The 14,989-nt window shown below is 72.3% G+C and carries 17 protein-coding genes and 1 riboswitch; of the genes, 7 read left to right on the top strand and 10 right to left on the bottom strand.

What is annotated here, in order from left to right; all coding sequences use genetic code 11:
• Positions 1-138 precede the first annotated feature (138 nt).
• Positions 139-396, top strand: coding sequence for a (2Fe-2S)-binding protein (locus ACWGIU_RS10705; protein WP_453704394.1), 258 nt, complete (start codon positions 139-141; stop codon positions 394-396).
• Between the two features lie 6 nt (positions 397-402).
• Here ACWGIU_RS10705 and bfr read toward each other — a convergent pair whose 3' ends face one another.
• On the bottom strand, positions 403-879 hold the full coding sequence (gene bfr, locus ACWGIU_RS10700; protein ID WP_030010525.1) for a bacterioferritin: 477 nt from the start codon (positions 877-879) through the stop codon (positions 403-405).
• A gap of 173 nt (positions 880-1,052) precedes the next feature.
• On the opposite strand from bfr, the gene ACWGIU_RS10695 reads away from it, so the two are divergent.
• On the top strand, positions 1,053-1,685 hold the full coding sequence (locus tag ACWGIU_RS10695; RefSeq protein WP_365275063.1) for a sulfite oxidase-like oxidoreductase: 633 nt from the start codon (positions 1,053-1,055) through the stop codon (positions 1,683-1,685).
• 189 nt (positions 1,686-1,874) lie between these two features.
• Here ACWGIU_RS10695 and ACWGIU_RS10690 read toward each other — a convergent pair whose 3' ends face one another.
• The 5 genes from ACWGIU_RS10690 to thiO all read right to left on the bottom strand — a co-directional run bounded on the left by ACWGIU_RS10690 (position 1,875) and on the right by thiO (position 7,041).
• Positions 1,875-2,732, bottom strand: a complete 858-nt coding sequence (locus tag ACWGIU_RS10690; protein ID WP_453704392.1) for a deoxyribonuclease IV — start codon at positions 2,730-2,732, stop codon at positions 1,875-1,877.
• A 9-nt stretch (positions 2,733-2,741) separates the two neighbouring features.
• Entirely contained in the window at positions 2,742-4,655 is a 1,914-nt protein-coding gene (gene pknB / locus ACWGIU_RS10685) for a Stk1 family PASTA domain-containing Ser/Thr kinase (RefSeq protein ID WP_453704390.1), read from the bottom strand.
• A gap of 210 nt (positions 4,656-4,865) precedes the next feature.
• Complete coding sequence (locus ACWGIU_RS10680) at positions 4,866-5,660, bottom strand: thiazole synthase (RefSeq protein ID WP_453704388.1); 795 nt, start codon at positions 5,658-5,660, stop codon at positions 4,866-4,868.
• A 5-nt stretch (positions 5,661-5,665) separates the two neighbouring features.
• Positions 5,666-5,866: a sulfur carrier protein ThiS gene (gene thiS, locus ACWGIU_RS10675; protein WP_453704386.1), complete on the bottom strand. Its 201-nt coding sequence runs from the start codon at positions 5,864-5,866 to the stop codon at positions 5,666-5,668.
• Positions 5,863-7,041 (bottom strand): glycine oxidase ThiO, encoded by a 1,179-nt coding sequence (gene thiO, locus ACWGIU_RS10670; protein ID WP_453704385.1) that lies wholly within the window; start codon positions 7,039-7,041, stop codon positions 5,863-5,865. The genes thiS and thiO overlap by 4 nt, the downstream gene beginning before the upstream one ends.
• A riboswitch (TPP riboswitch) is annotated at positions 7,039-7,150 on the bottom strand. (Overlaps the previous gene by 3 nt.)
• Positions 7,151-7,231: 81 nt before the next feature.
• On the opposite strand from thiO, the gene ACWGIU_RS10665 reads away from it, so the two are divergent.
• The 5 genes from ACWGIU_RS10665 to ACWGIU_RS10645 all read left to right on the top strand — a co-directional run bounded on the left by ACWGIU_RS10665 (position 7,232) and on the right by ACWGIU_RS10645 (position 11,598).
• Positions 7,232-8,452 (top strand): NAD(P)/FAD-dependent oxidoreductase, encoded by a 1,221-nt coding sequence (locus ACWGIU_RS10665; RefSeq protein WP_453704383.1) that lies wholly within the window; start codon positions 7,232-7,234, stop codon positions 8,450-8,452.
• An 81-nt stretch (positions 8,453-8,533) separates the two neighbouring features.
• Entirely contained in the window at positions 8,534-8,899 is a 366-nt protein-coding gene (locus tag ACWGIU_RS10660; RefSeq protein WP_030724382.1) for an Rv2175c family DNA-binding protein, read from the top strand.
• Positions 8,900-8,977: 78 nt separating this feature from the next.
• Entirely contained in the window at positions 8,978-9,613 is a 636-nt protein-coding gene (gene thiE, locus ACWGIU_RS10655; RefSeq protein WP_453704381.1) for a thiamine phosphate synthase, read from the top strand.
• 142 nt (positions 9,614-9,755) lie between these two features.
• The gene (metF, locus tag ACWGIU_RS10650) at positions 9,756-10,670 is read left to right on the top strand and encodes a methylenetetrahydrofolate reductase [NAD(P)H] (protein WP_389113670.1); all 915 of its coding nucleotides are present in this window, start codon (positions 9,756-9,758) and stop codon (positions 10,668-10,670) included.
• 49 nt (positions 10,671-10,719) lie between these two features.
• Entirely contained in the window at positions 10,720-11,598 is an 879-nt protein-coding gene (locus tag ACWGIU_RS10645; RefSeq protein ID WP_453704378.1) for a hypothetical protein, read from the top strand.
• Between the two features lie 16 nt (positions 11,599-11,614).
• Here the strand turns inward: ACWGIU_RS10645 and ACWGIU_RS10640 are convergent, their stop codons facing one another.
• The 4 genes from ACWGIU_RS10640 to ACWGIU_RS10625 form a co-directional block, all read right to left on the bottom strand.
• Positions 11,615-13,033 carry a phytoene desaturase family protein gene (locus ACWGIU_RS10640; protein WP_453704376.1) on the bottom strand — a complete coding sequence of 473 codons (1,419 nt, stop codon included), beginning with the start codon at positions 13,031-13,033 and terminating at the stop codon, positions 11,615-11,617.
• A 37-nt stretch (positions 13,034-13,070) separates the two neighbouring features.
• Positions 13,071-13,697, bottom strand: coding sequence for a DUF4126 domain-containing protein (locus ACWGIU_RS10635; RefSeq protein WP_453704374.1), 627 nt, complete (start codon positions 13,695-13,697; stop codon positions 13,071-13,073).
• Between the two features lie 91 nt (positions 13,698-13,788).
• On the bottom strand, positions 13,789-14,190 hold the full coding sequence (locus tag ACWGIU_RS10630) for a DUF3040 domain-containing protein (RefSeq protein ID WP_301371672.1): 402 nt from the start codon (positions 14,188-14,190) through the stop codon (positions 13,789-13,791).
• Between the two features lie 298 nt (positions 14,191-14,488).
• A partial coding sequence (locus ACWGIU_RS10625; protein WP_453704372.1) for an SAM-dependent methyltransferase occupies positions 14,489-14,989 on the bottom strand: 501 nt, incomplete at its 5' end.

Below are 14,989 nucleotides of genomic sequence, written 5' to 3'. Positions count from 1 at the left end.
GGATCGATGTGATCCGCGCCCCATCCTCGTGCCAGGGGCTTTTAGGCCACCCTAACTTTGGGTACGGTTAGGTAAGCCTCACCGAATCGGGGATGGCCGCTGAACCGCAGAACCATTCCGCCCAGGGAGGTGAACCGCGTGTACGTCTGCTCTTGCTTCGGTGTCACCGACAAGCAGGTCAAGGAGCACGCGGCGGCCGGCGCCTGCACCCCCCGCCAGATCGCTTCGGCCACCAAGGCCGGCACCGACTGCGGATCGTGCGTGCGCACCATCCAGGGCATCCTCGGCCGTGGGGCGTGCCCCCGCCGGGAACTGCTGGAGAAGGGCCGGACGACGGCCGTACTCGCCGCGGAGCCGGGCGCGGCCCGTTCGGCGGAGCTGGCGGAAGCGGCCTAGAGCCGGTCAGCTCGGCTGTTCGATCAGCTGCGCGATGTAGAGCGGTTCGCCCAGGGACTCGATGAGCTCCAGCTGGGTGTCGAGGTAGTCGATGTGGTGCTCCTCGTCCTCCAGGATCTCCTCGAAGAGCCGGGCCGAGGTGATGTCACCCTTGCCGCGCATGACCTCGATACCCCGCTTGAGCCGGTCGATGGCCTCGACCTCGACCTGGCGGTCCGCCTGGAACATCTCCGTGAGCGTCTGCCCGACGCGCACATGGAAGAGGCGCTGATAGTTCGGCAGGCCGTCGAGCATCAGGATGCGCTCGGTGATCTTGTCCGCGTGCTTCATCTCGTCGATGGACTCTTCACGCGTGTACTTGGCGAGCTTGGTCCAGCCCTTGTTGTCCTGGATGCGGTAGTGCAGCCAGTACTGGTTGATGGCCGTCAGCTCGCCGGTCAGCTGCTCGTTCAGAAACTCAAGGACCTCGGGGTCGCCCTGCATCGCAGAGGCTCCTTCCAGGCAATGTCAGCTATGTGACGGGGCAGTTGCGCGCATCCTCGCACCGCCGCCGGGGACCGTCCAGTAAGTGCCTCCTTAGTGGGAGTTACCGTGACTTGCCCGAATCGGTCCAGGCCTGGTCATGACCACCCTGCCCAGTCTGTCACCATGGAGTCATGGGTCAGCCGGAAAGCCGGGAATCTCCGGGAGCAGAGCAGCTGGAGCTTCCACCGGGGCAGCGGCTGCAGAGGGGCTGGCCGGTCACCCACTACGGGCCCGTACCCAAGTTCAAGCCGGACCGCTGGGAGTTCCGCGTCTTCGGCGCGACGGCCGACGGGGACAAGCACTGCTGGAACCACGAGGAGTTCACGGCCCTGCCGTTCGACTCCGTCGTGGCAGATCTGCACTGCGTCACGAAGTTCAGCATGCAGGGCGCCGAATGGGGCGGTGTGCTCGCCCGTGAGATCCTCGCCCTGGCACCCCCCGCGCCGCAGGTCACCCATGTGATGGTCTGGGCCGAGTACGGCTTCAGCTCCAACCTGCGCCTGGCCGACTTCGCCTCCGACCGGACCGTCTTCGCCACCCACGAGGGCGGTGAACTGCTCACCGCCGAGCACGGGTTCCCGGTACGGCTGGTGGTTCCGCACCTGTACGCCTGGAAGGGCCCCAAGTGGGTCCGCGGCATCGAGTACATGACCGCCGACCGCCGCGGCTTCTGGGAGGAGCGCGGCTACCACAACATCGGCGACCCGTGGCGCGAGCAGCGCTATTCGTACCAGGAGGAGCCCGGGGAGGGCCCCGAACTGTAGGCGCGATCGCATGGGTGTCCGCCGCCGGCGTCACCTGGATGGCGGTACGGAGGCCGAGCCGGCGGCGCGGATCCCCCGCACGGTGGGCGCGTAGCCGAAGAACAACCGCGTGGGAACGCCGGCAACCGTCCCGTCGAATGACGGAGACCGTAGGCCCCCCGGGGTGGTACGCCTCAAGGAATCATCGGATCACCGCGGGCCGCGCAGCTCCTTCAGCAGCGCCACGTCCGCCGCGTGCCCTTCCTTGCCGCCGGGCGTCTCGATGATCAGCGGTACGCCGTCCATCGCGGGATGCGTGATCAGCTCCGCGAAGGCGTCCCGGCCGATGTGCCCCTGGCCGATGTTGGCGTGCCGGTCCTTGTGGGCGCCGACGCCCTCCTTGGAGTCGTTCGCGTGGACCAGCTTCAGCCGGCCTTCGCCCACCGTGTCCACGAGCAGGTCCAGCATCAGCTTCGGCCCGCCCGGCTCGGCCAGGTCGTGACCGGCCGCGAAGATGTGGCAGGTGTCCAGGCAGATGCCCAGCTTCGGATGGTGGTCGAGCGCCTCGAAGTACGGGCCGAAGTCCTCGGCGAGCGAGCACAGTGAGGAGCCCTGCCCGGCCGTGGACTCCAGCAGCAGGAACGGGTCGTCGTCGTGCGTCAGCTCGTCCAGCAGCGGCAGCATGTGCTTCCTGACCTGCGCGTACGCCACTTCACGGGGGCGGCCCCCGGTCGCCGACCCGGTGTGCACGACCACCCCGAGGGCGCCGATCTCCCGGCTGCGGCGAAGCGAGTGGCGCAGCGACTCCACCGACTTCTCCACGGTCGCCTCGGTGTGCGAGCCGAAGTTGATCAGGTACGGGGCGTGCACGTAGGCCGGGACGGACTCGGCCGCGCACTGCGCCCGGAACCGTTCGTCCTGCGCCGGATTGCCGACCGGCGTGGCCCAGCCCCGCGGATTGGCGACGAAGACCTGGACGGCCTCCGCCCCCATCTCCCGGGCGTAGGCCAGGCCGACCGAGGCGAGCCCCCCGGCAACGGGGACGTGCCCGCCCACTGGATTGCGCATCACGACGGCTTACAGCCCCTTGGTCTTGATGGTGATCGTGCTGCCCTCGGGGGCGTTCTGCCCGGCCGGCACCGACTGGGTGTCGATCGTGTTGCTGAAGGAGATCAGCGGCCGGTCCACCTTCACCTTGAAGCCGGCGGCCTCCAGCGCCTTGCGGGCCGCGTCCACGTCCTGGCCGGTCACGTTCGGGACCGGGACCTGCCGAGGACCCTTGGACACGGTCAGCGTGACCGTGTCCCCCGCCGCGGCCTGAGTGCCGGCGCCGACCGACTGGTTGGCGACCGTACCGGCCGCGAAGGGGGCGTTGACCTGCTCGGGGGCCGTCGCGACCTTGAGGCCCAGGGCCTCCAGAGCCGCCTTCGCCTGGTCGAGGGGGACCCCGGTCACGCTCGGGACCGGCACCGGTCGGCCCTTGCTGACGACGAGCGAGACCGCCGTGTCGGGCGCCCGCTTCTCGCCGCCCGCCGGATTCGTGCTGATCACCGAACCCTGGGCGATGTCCTGGCTGAAGGCCTGCGTCACCATGCCGGGCGCCAGCCCGGACCGCGTCAGCTCGGCCTTCGCCTCCTCCAGGGGCCGGCCCTTCAGGTTGGGGACGGCCACGACCTCGGGGCCGCGGGAGAGGGTGATGGTCACCGCGCCGTTGCCGCGGATCCGCCGGCCGCCCGGCGGATCGGTGTTCATCACCGTCCCGCGGTCGAAGGCGTCGCTGAACTTCCGGTCCACCCCCTTGACCCCGAGCCCGGCCGCGGACAGCTGGGAGCGCGCCTGCGCCTCGGTCTTGCCGAGCAGGTTGGGGACCTTGGTGAACTGCCCGGAGTTGATGTACCAGACGCCGACCCCCAGCCCGAGCGCGAGCAGCACGCCCGCGACGACGAGCAGCACCCCGCGTCGAGGCCGCCGCGCGGTGGCCCCGGCGGGGCGGGGTGCGGGCGGGGCGGGCGGCATCTCCAGGCGGGAGGTGTGCTGCACGGGCTGCTGCTGCACGGCCACCGGGCGCGGGATCACACCCGTACGGTCCTCGGCGGACGAGCGCTCCTCGGCGCGCGCCTGCGGCGGTACGGCGTCCAGTTCGGCGTCGCTGAGCAGCGCGCGGACCTCGCGGGTGAGGCCGAGCAGGGCGGCCGCGTCGTAGGGACGCAGATCGGGATTGCGGGCGGCGGCCTGCGCGACCAGTTCGTCGAGCCCGACCGCGAGGCCCGGGATCACGGCGGAGGGCGGCGGGACGTCTTCGTGCAGGTGCTGGTAGAGCACCTGCGCGGCGGTCCCGCCGAGGTGGGGCTTGGAGCCGCAGAGCATCTCGTACAGGACGACACCGCAGGCGTAGACGTCCACGCGGGTGTCGGCGGTACCGTTCTCGATCTGCTCGGGGGCCAGGTAGGAAACCGTGCCGAGGACGGAGCCCGTGGTGCTGGTCACCGAGTCGACCGACCGGACCAGCCCGAAGTCCGCGACCTTGACCCGGCCGTCGTCCCCGATCAGGACGTTCTCGGGCTTCATGTCGCGGTGGACGAAGCCGGCCCGGTGGGCGGCGCCGAGGGCGGCGAGCACCGGTTCGAGGATGTCGAGGGCGGCCCGGGGCTGGAGCGCGCCGCGCTCGCGGAGCACGTCGCGCAGGGTGCAGCCGGAGACGTACTCCATGGCCAGGTACACGTACGGCCCGTCCGTGCCCTGGTCGAAGACGGCGACCACGTTCGGGTGCGCGAGCCGGGCGACCGACTTCGCCTCGCGGATGAACCGGTCGACGAAGGCGGCGTCGGCGGCGAGGGCCGGGTGCATCACCTTCAGGGCGAGCACCCGGTCGAGGCGGGTGTCGACGGCCCGGTAGACCGTGGCCATGCCGCCGGCCGCGATGCGGGCGTCGATGCGGTAGCGGCCGTCGAGCACGCGCCCGACGAGGGGGTCATCCAGGGTCGTATCCACCCGGCGATTCTACGAGCCGCCGCGAAGCCCCCACCCCGGGCGGGTCGCCTTGCAGCGCAGCTGTGACGTGGGGCGGGGCGGGGCCGCGGTGTGCGGGGGTCGGGCGGGCGGGGCCGGGAAGGGACGGCGGGGCTTCGGTGGCCGGGAGCCGCTCCGATGCCGCCCGAGCGGCTCCCACCGCCCCCGGAGCCCCCGCGCCCCGCCCTCTCCTCAGAACGCCGGGCGTTCCGGGTCCAGGGCGGCCCGGCCCTCCGTGGGGGAGGACGCTTCCGCGAAGCGGCGCAGGGGGATGCGGCCCGCGCGGAAGGCGAGGCGGCCCGCCGAGACGGCGTCCCGCATGGCCGACGCCATGAGGACCGGTTCCTGCGCGCGGGTCACCGCCGAGGCCAGCATCACCGCCGCGCAGCCCAGCTCCATCGCCAGGGCCGCGTCGGACGCCGTGCCCGCGCCCGCGTCCAGGATGACCGGGACCGACGCGCGTTCCGTGATCAGCTCGAAGTTGTGCGGGTTGCGGATGCCCATGCCGGATCCGATGGGCGACCCGAGCGGCATGATCGCCGCGCAGCCCACGTCCTCCAGCTTCCGTGCGAGCACCGGGTCGTCGTTGGTGTAGGGGAGGACCGTGAAGCCCTCGTCCACGAGGATCTCGGCGGCGTCCAGCAGCTCGATGCTGTCGGGCAGGAGGGTCCGTTCGTCCGCGACCACCTCCAGCTTGATCCAGTCCGTGCCGAGCGCCTCCCGGGCCAGCCGGGCGGTGAGGACGGCCTCGCCCGCCGTGAAGCAGCCCGCCGTGTTGGGGAGGACCGAGATGCCGAGCTTGGTCAGCACGGACAGGACGGAGCCCTGGACCGTGGGGTCCAGCCGCCGCATCGCGACCGTGGTGAGTTCGGTGCCGGAGGCGACGAGGGCGCGTTCCAGGACGTCCAGGCTCGGAGCCCCGCCCGTGCCCATGATCAGGCGGGAGGTGAAGGTCCGGCCGCCCAGGGTGAAGAGGTCGTCCGCCATGTCGGTCAGCCTCCCTGTACCGCGGTCAGGATCTCGACCCGGTCGCCGTCGCCCACGACGGTGACCGGCCACTGCCCGCGCGGGACCACGGTCTCGTTGAGTGCGGCCGCGACGCCGGAGGGGGCGGAGGTCAGGGTGGCGACCACCGTGTCGAGGGTGGCGCCGGCCGCGACCTCGCGGAGCTCGCCGTTGACGGAGATGGTCATGCGTACGACTCCTGGCGCTCGGCGGAGAACCGGCGGGGGGTGAAGGGGCGCGCGATCTCCGGCAGGTCGCCGGTGGCCAGCAGCTCGGCGAGGACCTCGCCGGTGAGCGGGGTCAGCAGCACCCCGTTGCGGTAGTGCCCGGTGGCCAGGTGCAGGCCCGGCAGGTCGGTCGGGCCGAGCAGCGGGGCGTTGTCGGGGGATCCGGGGCGCAGCCCCGCCCGGGTCTCGGTGAGCGGGAGTTCGGTGATGCCGGGGACCAGTTCGTGGGCGTCGCGCAGGAGTTCGTAGACCCCGCCCGCGGTGACGGTGGTGTCCCAGCCGAGTTCCTCGCTGGTGGCGCCGACGACGAGTTCGCCGTTCTCGCGCGGCACCAGGTAGACGTGGCTGCCGCGGACGACGGCCCGTACGGTCCGTGAGAGGAACGGCGCGTAGGCGGCCGGCACCGTGAGCCGCAGGACCTGTCCCTTGACCGGCCGTACGGGAGCCACGACTTCTGGCGGTACGCCCGCCAGTCGGCCGGTGAACGAGCCCGCGGCGAGGACAACCTGGTCGGCGAGCAGCTCCGTACCCTCGTCGAGGAGGGCGCCGGTCGCCCGGTCGGCGGTGGTGAGCAGCCGCCGCGCACCCGCCCGGTGGATGGTCACGCCGGCGCGTTCGCAGGCGGCCAGCAGGGCGGCCGCGAGCCGGCGGGGGTCGACCTGGTGGTCGCCGTCGACGCGCAGCCCGCCGCGGACGCCCGGGGCGAGCATGGGCTCCAGGCGGCGGCACTCGCGGCCGGTGAGCCACTCGGACTCCAGCCCGCAGCGGCGCTGCAGGGCGTGCAGTTCGCGCAGGTGGAGGCGGTCGTCGGAGTCGAGGGCGACGGCGAGGGTGCCGCAGGCGCGGTAGCCGATGTCCGTGCCGCCGCTCGCTTCGGCGAGCTCGGCGGCGAACTGCGGATAGCGCGCGGCGGAGGCGAGACCGAGGCCGAGCAGGGCTTCCTCGCCGTAGTGCAGTTCGGTGACGGGGGCGAGCATGCCGGCCGCGACCTGGGCGGCGCCGCCGCCGGGTGCGGGGTCGGCGAGTACGGTGCGCAGTCCGCGCGCGGCGGCCCGCCAGGCGGTGACCAGGCCGATGATTCCGCCCCCGATGACGAGGACGTCGGATCCCTTTCGAGCTGTTCGGGATGAGTGCATGGGCGTCCAGCCCCTCCCTTCGCCGGCATGACCCGGATCAGGTTCGTACGGTCGGAGGCCGGCCAGCCTCCCTCTCAGCCCGGTGCGCCGGACTCCCGCGATAGGTACGGTGGCCAGACTAACCCGGCCGTGGATCGCGGGTAAGGCGGCACCTATTCCTGACGAAGCGTCAGATGATTAGGGTGGCGGCGTGAGCGAGCAGACGGAACAGAATCAGCACGGCATCGTGATCGTCGGCGCCGGAATGGCCGGGGTGCAGACCGCGGTGGCCCTGCGCGAACAGGGCTTCACCGGCCCCGTCACCCTGCTGGGAGCCGAACCCCACCAGCCCTACGACCGGCCCCCGCTGTCCAAGGCGGTACTCCTCGGCAAGGCCGAGGACTCCGCCTTCGACGTGGACTTCGAAGGCCTCGACATCGACCTCAGGCTCGGCGTCGAGGTCACCGGACTGCGCGCCGCCGTCCACGAGCTGGACACCGAGGCGGGACCGGTCCCGTACGGGACCCTCGTACTGGCGACCGGCGCGCGACCGCTGACCATCCCCGGCACCGAGGGAGTTCCGGGCGTGCACCTGCTGCGCACGCTGGACGACGCGGCCCGGCTGCGCCCGGTGCTGGCCGCGTCGCCCCGGGCCGTGGTCGTCGGGGCGGGCTGGATCGGCGCCGAGTTCGCCACCGCCGCCCGGGAGGCGGGCTGCGAGGTCACCGTGGTCGAGGCGGCGGACCGGGTGCTGGCGGGGGCGCTGCCCGCCGAGGTCACCGAACCGATGGCGCGCTGGTACCAGGAGGCGGGCGCGGAGCTGATCACCGGGGCGAAGGTCGCCGGGATCGAGGAGGGGCGGGTCCTGCTGGCGGACGGGCGGGCCCTGCCCGCCGGCGCGGTGGTGGTCGGCATCGGCGCGCGCCCCGCCACCGGATGGCTGGACGGGACCGGCGTGGAACGCGGCCCGGACGGTTCGATCACCGCGGACGCCTACCTGCGGACCTCGCTGCCCGGGGTGTACGCGGTCGGCGACTGCGCCTCCTTCCCGTCCGGGCGGTACGGGACGCGGCTGCTCGTGCACCACTGGGACAACGCGCTGCAGGGGCCCCGGGTGGTCGCGGCGAACATCCTGGCCGGGGAGCCGGCCCAGGTCTACGACCCGGTACCGTACTTCTGGTCGGAGCAGTTCGGGCGCTTCGTCCAGTACGCCGGCCATCACGGCGCGGCCGACACCCTGCTCCTGCGCGGGGACCCGGGCGGCCCCGCCTGGTCCGCGTGCTGGCTGAGCGACGGCGCTCTGGTCGCCGTCCTGGCCGTGGGCCGTCCGCGCGACCTGGCGCAGGGCCGCAAGCTCATCGAGACGGGCGTCCCCCTGGACCCCGCCAAGGTCGGCGACCCCTCGGTCCCGCTGAAGTCGGCCCCGGCCTGACGGCCGACCGGGGCACGGACCGCGACCCGGACGGTGCCGCTCAGGTACCGGCGGCGGAGCCGAGATGGCAGGCTTGTGCCTGTGACCGAGATTGACGCAAAGATCGATGCCCTTGTCCCCTCGTGGCTGTACCTCCCCGACATCGCGGAGATGCTGAACATCGAGGTGACCCGGGTCCGCCAGATGGTCAAGGAAGGGCAGCTCATCGCTGTCCGCCGGGGCGAGAACCGCTCCCTGCAGGTGCCGGCCCCCTTCATCGACGGCGACAAGGTCGTCAAGGGCCTCGTCGGTCTGCTGACCGTGCTGCGCGACGACCGCTTCACCGAGGAGGAGATCCTGGAATGGCTCTTCACCGAGGATCCGACCCTGCCCGGCACCCCCGTGCAGGCGCTGAGCGAGAATCGCGGCACGGAGGTGAAGCGCCGCGCTCAGGCGCTCGCCCTCTGACCTGATCGCCTTCGCTCCACAGCGGTGTACGGGCCGTGGCCCGGCCCGTACACCGCATCCACCACGGGGGGTACACCCATGCAGCTGTCCGACGCCCGGCTCTACCTCTGCACGGACGCCCGCAAGCGCCAGGGTGACCTCCCCGAGTTCCTCGACGCCGTGCTCTCCTCGGGCGTGGACATCGTCCAGCTCCGCGACAAGGGCATGGAGGCGGGGGAGGAGCTCGAACACCTCCAGGTCTTCGCCGAGGCCGCCCGCCGCCACGGCAAGCTCCTCGCCGTGAACGACCGCGCCGACGTCGCCCACGCCATCGGCTCCGACGTCCTGCACCTCGGCCAGGGCGACATTCCCGTCCCCGCGGCCCGCGCCATCCTCGGCGAGCGGGTGCTGGTCGGCCGGTCCTGCCACGCCGAGGACGAGGTCGACGCGGCCGTCGCCGAAGCCGGCGTGGACTACTTCTGCACCGGCCCCTGCTGGCCCACCCCCACCAAGCCCGGCCGCCACGCCCCGGGCCTGGACCTCGTCCGGTACGCGGCCTCCCTGGAACAGGGCCGCCCCTGGTTCGCCATCGGCGGCATCGACGGCTCGAACCTGGACGAGGTGCTGGACGCCGGAGCCACCCGCATCGTGGTCGTCCGCGCTCTCACCGAGGCCATCGACCCCGGCGCGGCCGCCGCGGAGCTCGCCAAGCGGGTCCGGGCCCGCCTCGCCTGAGTCCCGTCCGCCCGGCCAACGGGTGGCCGCGCTGCCCCGTACCGACGTCTTCCGGCCAGAGCCGGTCCTGCACGTGTCCAAAAACGTGTCCAAAAGGCGGACAAGGCTTCGGCGTCCGCCGGGCCACGTCTAACCTGCCCCCATGGCCTCTGGTACCGCTTCCACCTGGTCGGATCGTGCACACACGGTCCGCGACCTCCTCGCGTCCGGGCGCTCGTACTCCTTCGAGTTCTGGGCCCCGAAGACGGAGAAGGGTGAACGCAACCTCTGGAACGCCCTGCGCCGGGTCGAGGCGGTATCTCCCAGTTTCGTCTCCGTGACCTACGGAGCCGGCGGCTCCACCCGCGGCGGCACCGTCAAGGCCACCCAGGAAATCGCCGCGGACACCACCCTCACGCCCGTCGCGCACCTCACCGCCGTGGACCACTCGGTCGCGGAGCTGCGCAACGTCATCGGGCAGTTCGCGGACGCCGGGATCCGGAACATGCTCGTCGTGCGCGGAGACCCGCCGGGCGACCCGATGGGCGAGTGGGTGGCGCACCCCGAGGGCGTGCACTACGCCGCCGACCTGGTCCGGCTGGTCAAGGAGTCCGGGGACTTCTGCGTCGGCGTCGCGGCCTTCCCCGAGATGCACCCGCGTTCGGCGGACTGGGACACGGACATCCGGCACTTCGTGGACAAGTGTCACGCCGGTGCCGACTACGCGATCACCCAGATGTTCTTCGATCCCGAGAATTATCTGCGGCTGCGCGACAGCGTCGAGAAGGCGGGCTGCGAGACCCCGATCATCCCCGAGGTCATGCCTGTTGTGGGTATCAAGCAGCTCGACCGACTGCCCCAACTCAGCAACGCGGTCTTCCCCGCGGACGTGAAAGAGCGCATGCTCGCCGTCAAGGACGACCCGGCCGCTGTACGCTCCATTGGCATCGAGTTCGCCACGGAGTTCTGCGCGCGACTGCTGTCCGAGGGTGTCCCGGGACTGCACTTCATCACGCTCAACAATTCCACGGCGACTCTCGAAATCTACGAGAACCTGGGCCTGCACCAGCGGGCCTGAGCGGCCGTCCCCGTTCCCGCGCCGGCGGCCGTACCGAGAGGGGCCATGCATGGGAATGACGGTCCTCTACATCGCGTTCGGTTTCGTCGCGCTGTGGCTGCTTGCCGAGGTCCTGATGCAGTACAAGGCCCGGCTCCGCTGGCGCCTGCTCGCCTTCGCCGGCTTCCTCGGCGTGGTCGCCGGCGTGATACTGCCGTCGGTGCCGGTCATCGGCGCCGGCGCTTTGGCGTTCGCCCTGGGCCAGACCCTGGTGACGCTGTCCTTCCGCAAGGGCTTCGTCGCCGGCTGGGCGGTGCGCCGCGGCGGTGAGCCCGTACGGCAGACGCGCCGCCGCCGGGCCTCGGGCACCAAGCCGGAGCCGGCCCTCCAGGTCACCGCGCTGCAGTACGAGGACGCCGACGGGTCCGGATCCGGGGACCGGGACGGAGCCGCCGAGGAGCGGTCGTTCCGGGACGCGCCCCCGCCGGTCTACAGCACGGAGCCGGTTCCCGAGGACACCGGGTCCTACGGGATACAGAGTTTCGCGCCCCCCGCGGTCGACCGGACCGCGGCCTTCGCCTCGCCCTTCACCACGGCCGAGCAGGACGCCCACCAGTACGCGGCCTACTACGACCAGCAGAACCAGGGCGGCTACGACTACTCGGGCGGCTACCCGACCGGCGACCAACAGCAGGTCTACGCCGCCTACTCGGACCCGTACATCGGCACCGGCGGCGGCGTCGCACCGCCCCAGCCGTACGACTACACCCCGTACGCCGACTACGGGCAGCAGCAGTACTCCACGGACACCCCGCCCGGCGGGGTCTGGGTCCCCCAGCAGCGGTCCACCGACGGGGCCGGGCAGTCCTACCCGATGGAGGACCAGGGCGAGCAGCCGCAGCAGTACCCGTACCCCCAGCAGGGCGGGTACGAGCAGTACCGCTACTGACGATCACCGCCGCCGGTCACTGGGAGCCGCGGAACTCCGCGCCCTCCACGATCAGTCCGGCCACCAGGGCCCCGGTCATCCCGGCGTGCGCCAGCCCGCCGCCGGGGTGGGCCCAGCCGCCCGCCAGGTACAGCCCGGGCACGGCCGTGGTGTTGGCCGGCTGGAGCAGCCGGCCCCCCGCCCCTGCGAGGGCGGGCGGGGGCACCGCGCCGCCCAGCGCACCGGTCGCCGCCTCGATGTCGGCCGGGGTGCGCACCTCGTGCCACAACAGCCGCTCCCGCAGGCCCTGTACGGCCTTCTCCGCGAGGCCCAGCAGCTCGGCGGGCTCCGAGGTGCCGGGGCCGGGTACGGCGCTCACGGTGACCGCCTCGTGCTCCTCGTCGGGCCGGGTGGCCGGATCGTCCGGGCGCATGACGGTGACCTGCCTCCCGGAGGCGTGCACCAGGGTGCGGTGCACGGCCGTGGCGGGGCGTGGGCCGCGCAGCGCGAGCAGCAGCGTGATCCGCCCCGGTACGCCCTCCCCGCGGGCGGGGACCGCCCCCGACGGCCACGGCAGCGAACCGGCCGGCAGCTGCCGGGGGTCGATCCCGCACACCACGATGTCGGCGGCCGCCTCACCGCCGTCGGCCAGCCGGACCCCGGCCGCCCGGCCGTCCGTGGCCAGGACCTCCCGGACCTCCGCCCCGAAGACGAAGGCGACCTTCCGCTCCAGGCAGCGCTCGTACACGGCGGTGGCCAGGGCCCGCATCCCGCCGCGCACGTACCAGCTGCCGAAGGTCTGCTCCATGTACGGGAGCACGGCCGCCGAGGCGGGCGCGGTGGCGGGGTCGATCCCGTACCCGCGCACCAGGCCGGTCAGCAGCTCCGCGAGGGCGCCGCCCAGCTCCCGTTCGGCCACCTCGGCGAGGGTCGGCGGACGGCGGCGCAGCAGGCCGCTCCTGCGCAGGGCCGGGTAGGGGTCGTCGCCCAGGCTCCGGCGGGCGCCGGGCCGCAGGGGCTCCTCCAGCAGCGGGCGCCGGGTGGCGTCCCAGGCGTCGCGGGCCCGGCCCAGGACGGCGTTCCAGCGCTCGCCCGCGCCCGGGCCGAAGGCGGATTCCAGGGCGGCGGCGACACCGCCGCGGGAGGCGCCGGGGAGGGTGACGTCGATGCCGTGGTGGGGGAGGACGTGCCGGACGGCCGGGTCCACCTGGACCATGTCGACGCAGGTCTCCAGCGGCCGCTTGCCGGTCTTCACGAAAAGATCGCGGTAGACGGCCGGCAGGTGCAGCAGCCCGGGCCCGGTGTCGAAGGCGAAGCCCTCGCGCTCGTACCGGCCCACGGCTCCGCCGTAGGTCGTCCCGCGTTCGTACACCGTCACCCGGTGCCCCGCCACGGCCAGCCGGGCCGCCGTCGCCATCGCGCCCATGCCGGCGCCGATCACCGCAATACGTGCCATGCGGCCGAGCCTATCGACCCAGGTGGGGGCCCTGCGGTCAGCGGGGTGGGGCTCCGGTGGCCTCACGGACCCCGGCGGCCAGCCGCTTCTCCTCGCGGCGCTGGGCGCGGCGGCGCAGGAAGCGGCGAATCCGGCTCCAGAGGAAGATCAGTACGGCCAGTCCGGCGGCCAGCAGCACGGCCGCGATGATCGCGGCGGCCTCGGGATTGAACATCGCGAAGGTCACGAGTCCGGCCACACCGAGATCCTCGGCGATGCTCATCCCCACATTGGTGAAGGGCTCGGGCGAGGTGTTGATCGCCATCCGGGTGCCGGCCTTGACGAAATGGCTGGCCAGCGCTGTGGAACCGCCGACCGCGGCGGCGGTGATGTCGGAGAGCGAACCGCTCTGCCCGGCCAGCAGCGCACCGATCACGGCACCGGACACGGGGCGGATCACCGTGTGCACGGTGTCCCATATGGAGTCCATGTAGGGGACCTTGTCGGCGATCGCCTCACACAGGAACAGCACGGCCGCGACGACCAGTACGTCGGTGCGTTGCAGTGAGGCGGGGACCTCGTCGGTCAGGCCGGTGCGGCCGAAGATGCCGAGCAGGAGGACCACGGCGTAAGCGTTGATCCCACTGGCCCAGCCGCTGGTGAAGACCAGGGGGAGCACACTCATCGGATCATCATGCCGTACGGGAACGCAGAAAAGTGAGGGGACGGCCGCATGGCGGCCATCTCCTCACCCACGTTGTCCGGGGTCAGGCCGTCTAGTGCCCCTGCTCGTCACGGCGGCGCTGCCACCGTTCCTCGATGCGGGTCATCATCGACCGACGCTGCCGGTTCCGGCCACGGGCCGGACCGCCAGTACTTCCGGAGACGGGCTGCTCGCCAGGCTTGGGTGCCTTGCGCCAACCGGTGACCACCAGGACCGTACATCCCAGCATGACGAGGAAACCCACCACGCTGATCCAGAGCACGTTCGGAATGATCACACCGGTCATGAGGAGCGCGATACCCACCACAATGCCTGCGACTGCCTGGTAGACCCGTCGCCGGGTGTACGTACGCAGTCCGCTTCCCTCAAGCGCTGTCGCGAACTTGGGATCTTCGGCGTACAGCGCTCGCTCCATCTGCTCGAGCATTCGCTGCTCGTGCTCCGAGAGCGGCACGGGAGTCCTCCTCATCCGTCGGTCGCGGGGGTGGCGACCAGGGGTCCCCTTCAGGATAGGCGGGGAATCGCCCCCGTGACACCCGCCCTGTGCACCGCGTCCCAGGGGACACGGCCCAGAAATGACGCAGCCGATGGAAGCGCTGCGTGAAAACCGTACCGCCGCGGGGCCGGTCACTGAGGCCCTTATTCCCCAATGGTCCGTCCACCATGCCGGTCCTGCACCTGATCATACGGGGCCGACCGGCGGATCGGAGGGCGTGTGACCGACTCCGCCCGCGGTAGGCCGCGGGCCGGCCCTAGGCCCGCTTCTCACCCAGGACGTGCAACTGGGTGGCGACCGCGTGGAAGGCGGGCAGCTCGGCCGCGGCCTCCTCCAGACGCAGCAGCGCCTCCACGGCGCCGGGCTCGGTGTCCACGAGGACCCCGGGCACGAGGTCGGCGAAGATCCGCACGCCGTGCACCGCGCCGACCGCGAGGCCGGCGCCGCCGACCAGCTCGGAGAGCTGCTCGGCGGTGAAGCGGCGCGGTACCGGGTCGCCGGAGCCCCAGCGGCCGGCCGGATCGGTCAGGGCGGTGCGGGCCTCCGTGAAGTGCCCGGCCAGCGCGCGGGCCAGCACGGCCCCGCCGAGGCCGGCGGCCAGCAGGCTGAGCGTGCCGTCGGCGCGCAGCGCGGCCACCGTGTTGGCCACGCCCCCCGCGGGGTCGTCCACGTACTCCAGCACGCCGTGGCAGAGCACCACGTCGTAGGCGTCCCGTTCGACGACGTCCAACAGACCCTGGGCGTCGCCCTGGACGCC

The sequence above is a fragment of the Streptomyces sp. NPDC054840 genome (genome assembly GCF_053611065.1).
The sequence above is the reverse complement of the archived record's forward strand: the minus strand, read 5'-3'. Positions and strand labels throughout refer to the sequence as shown.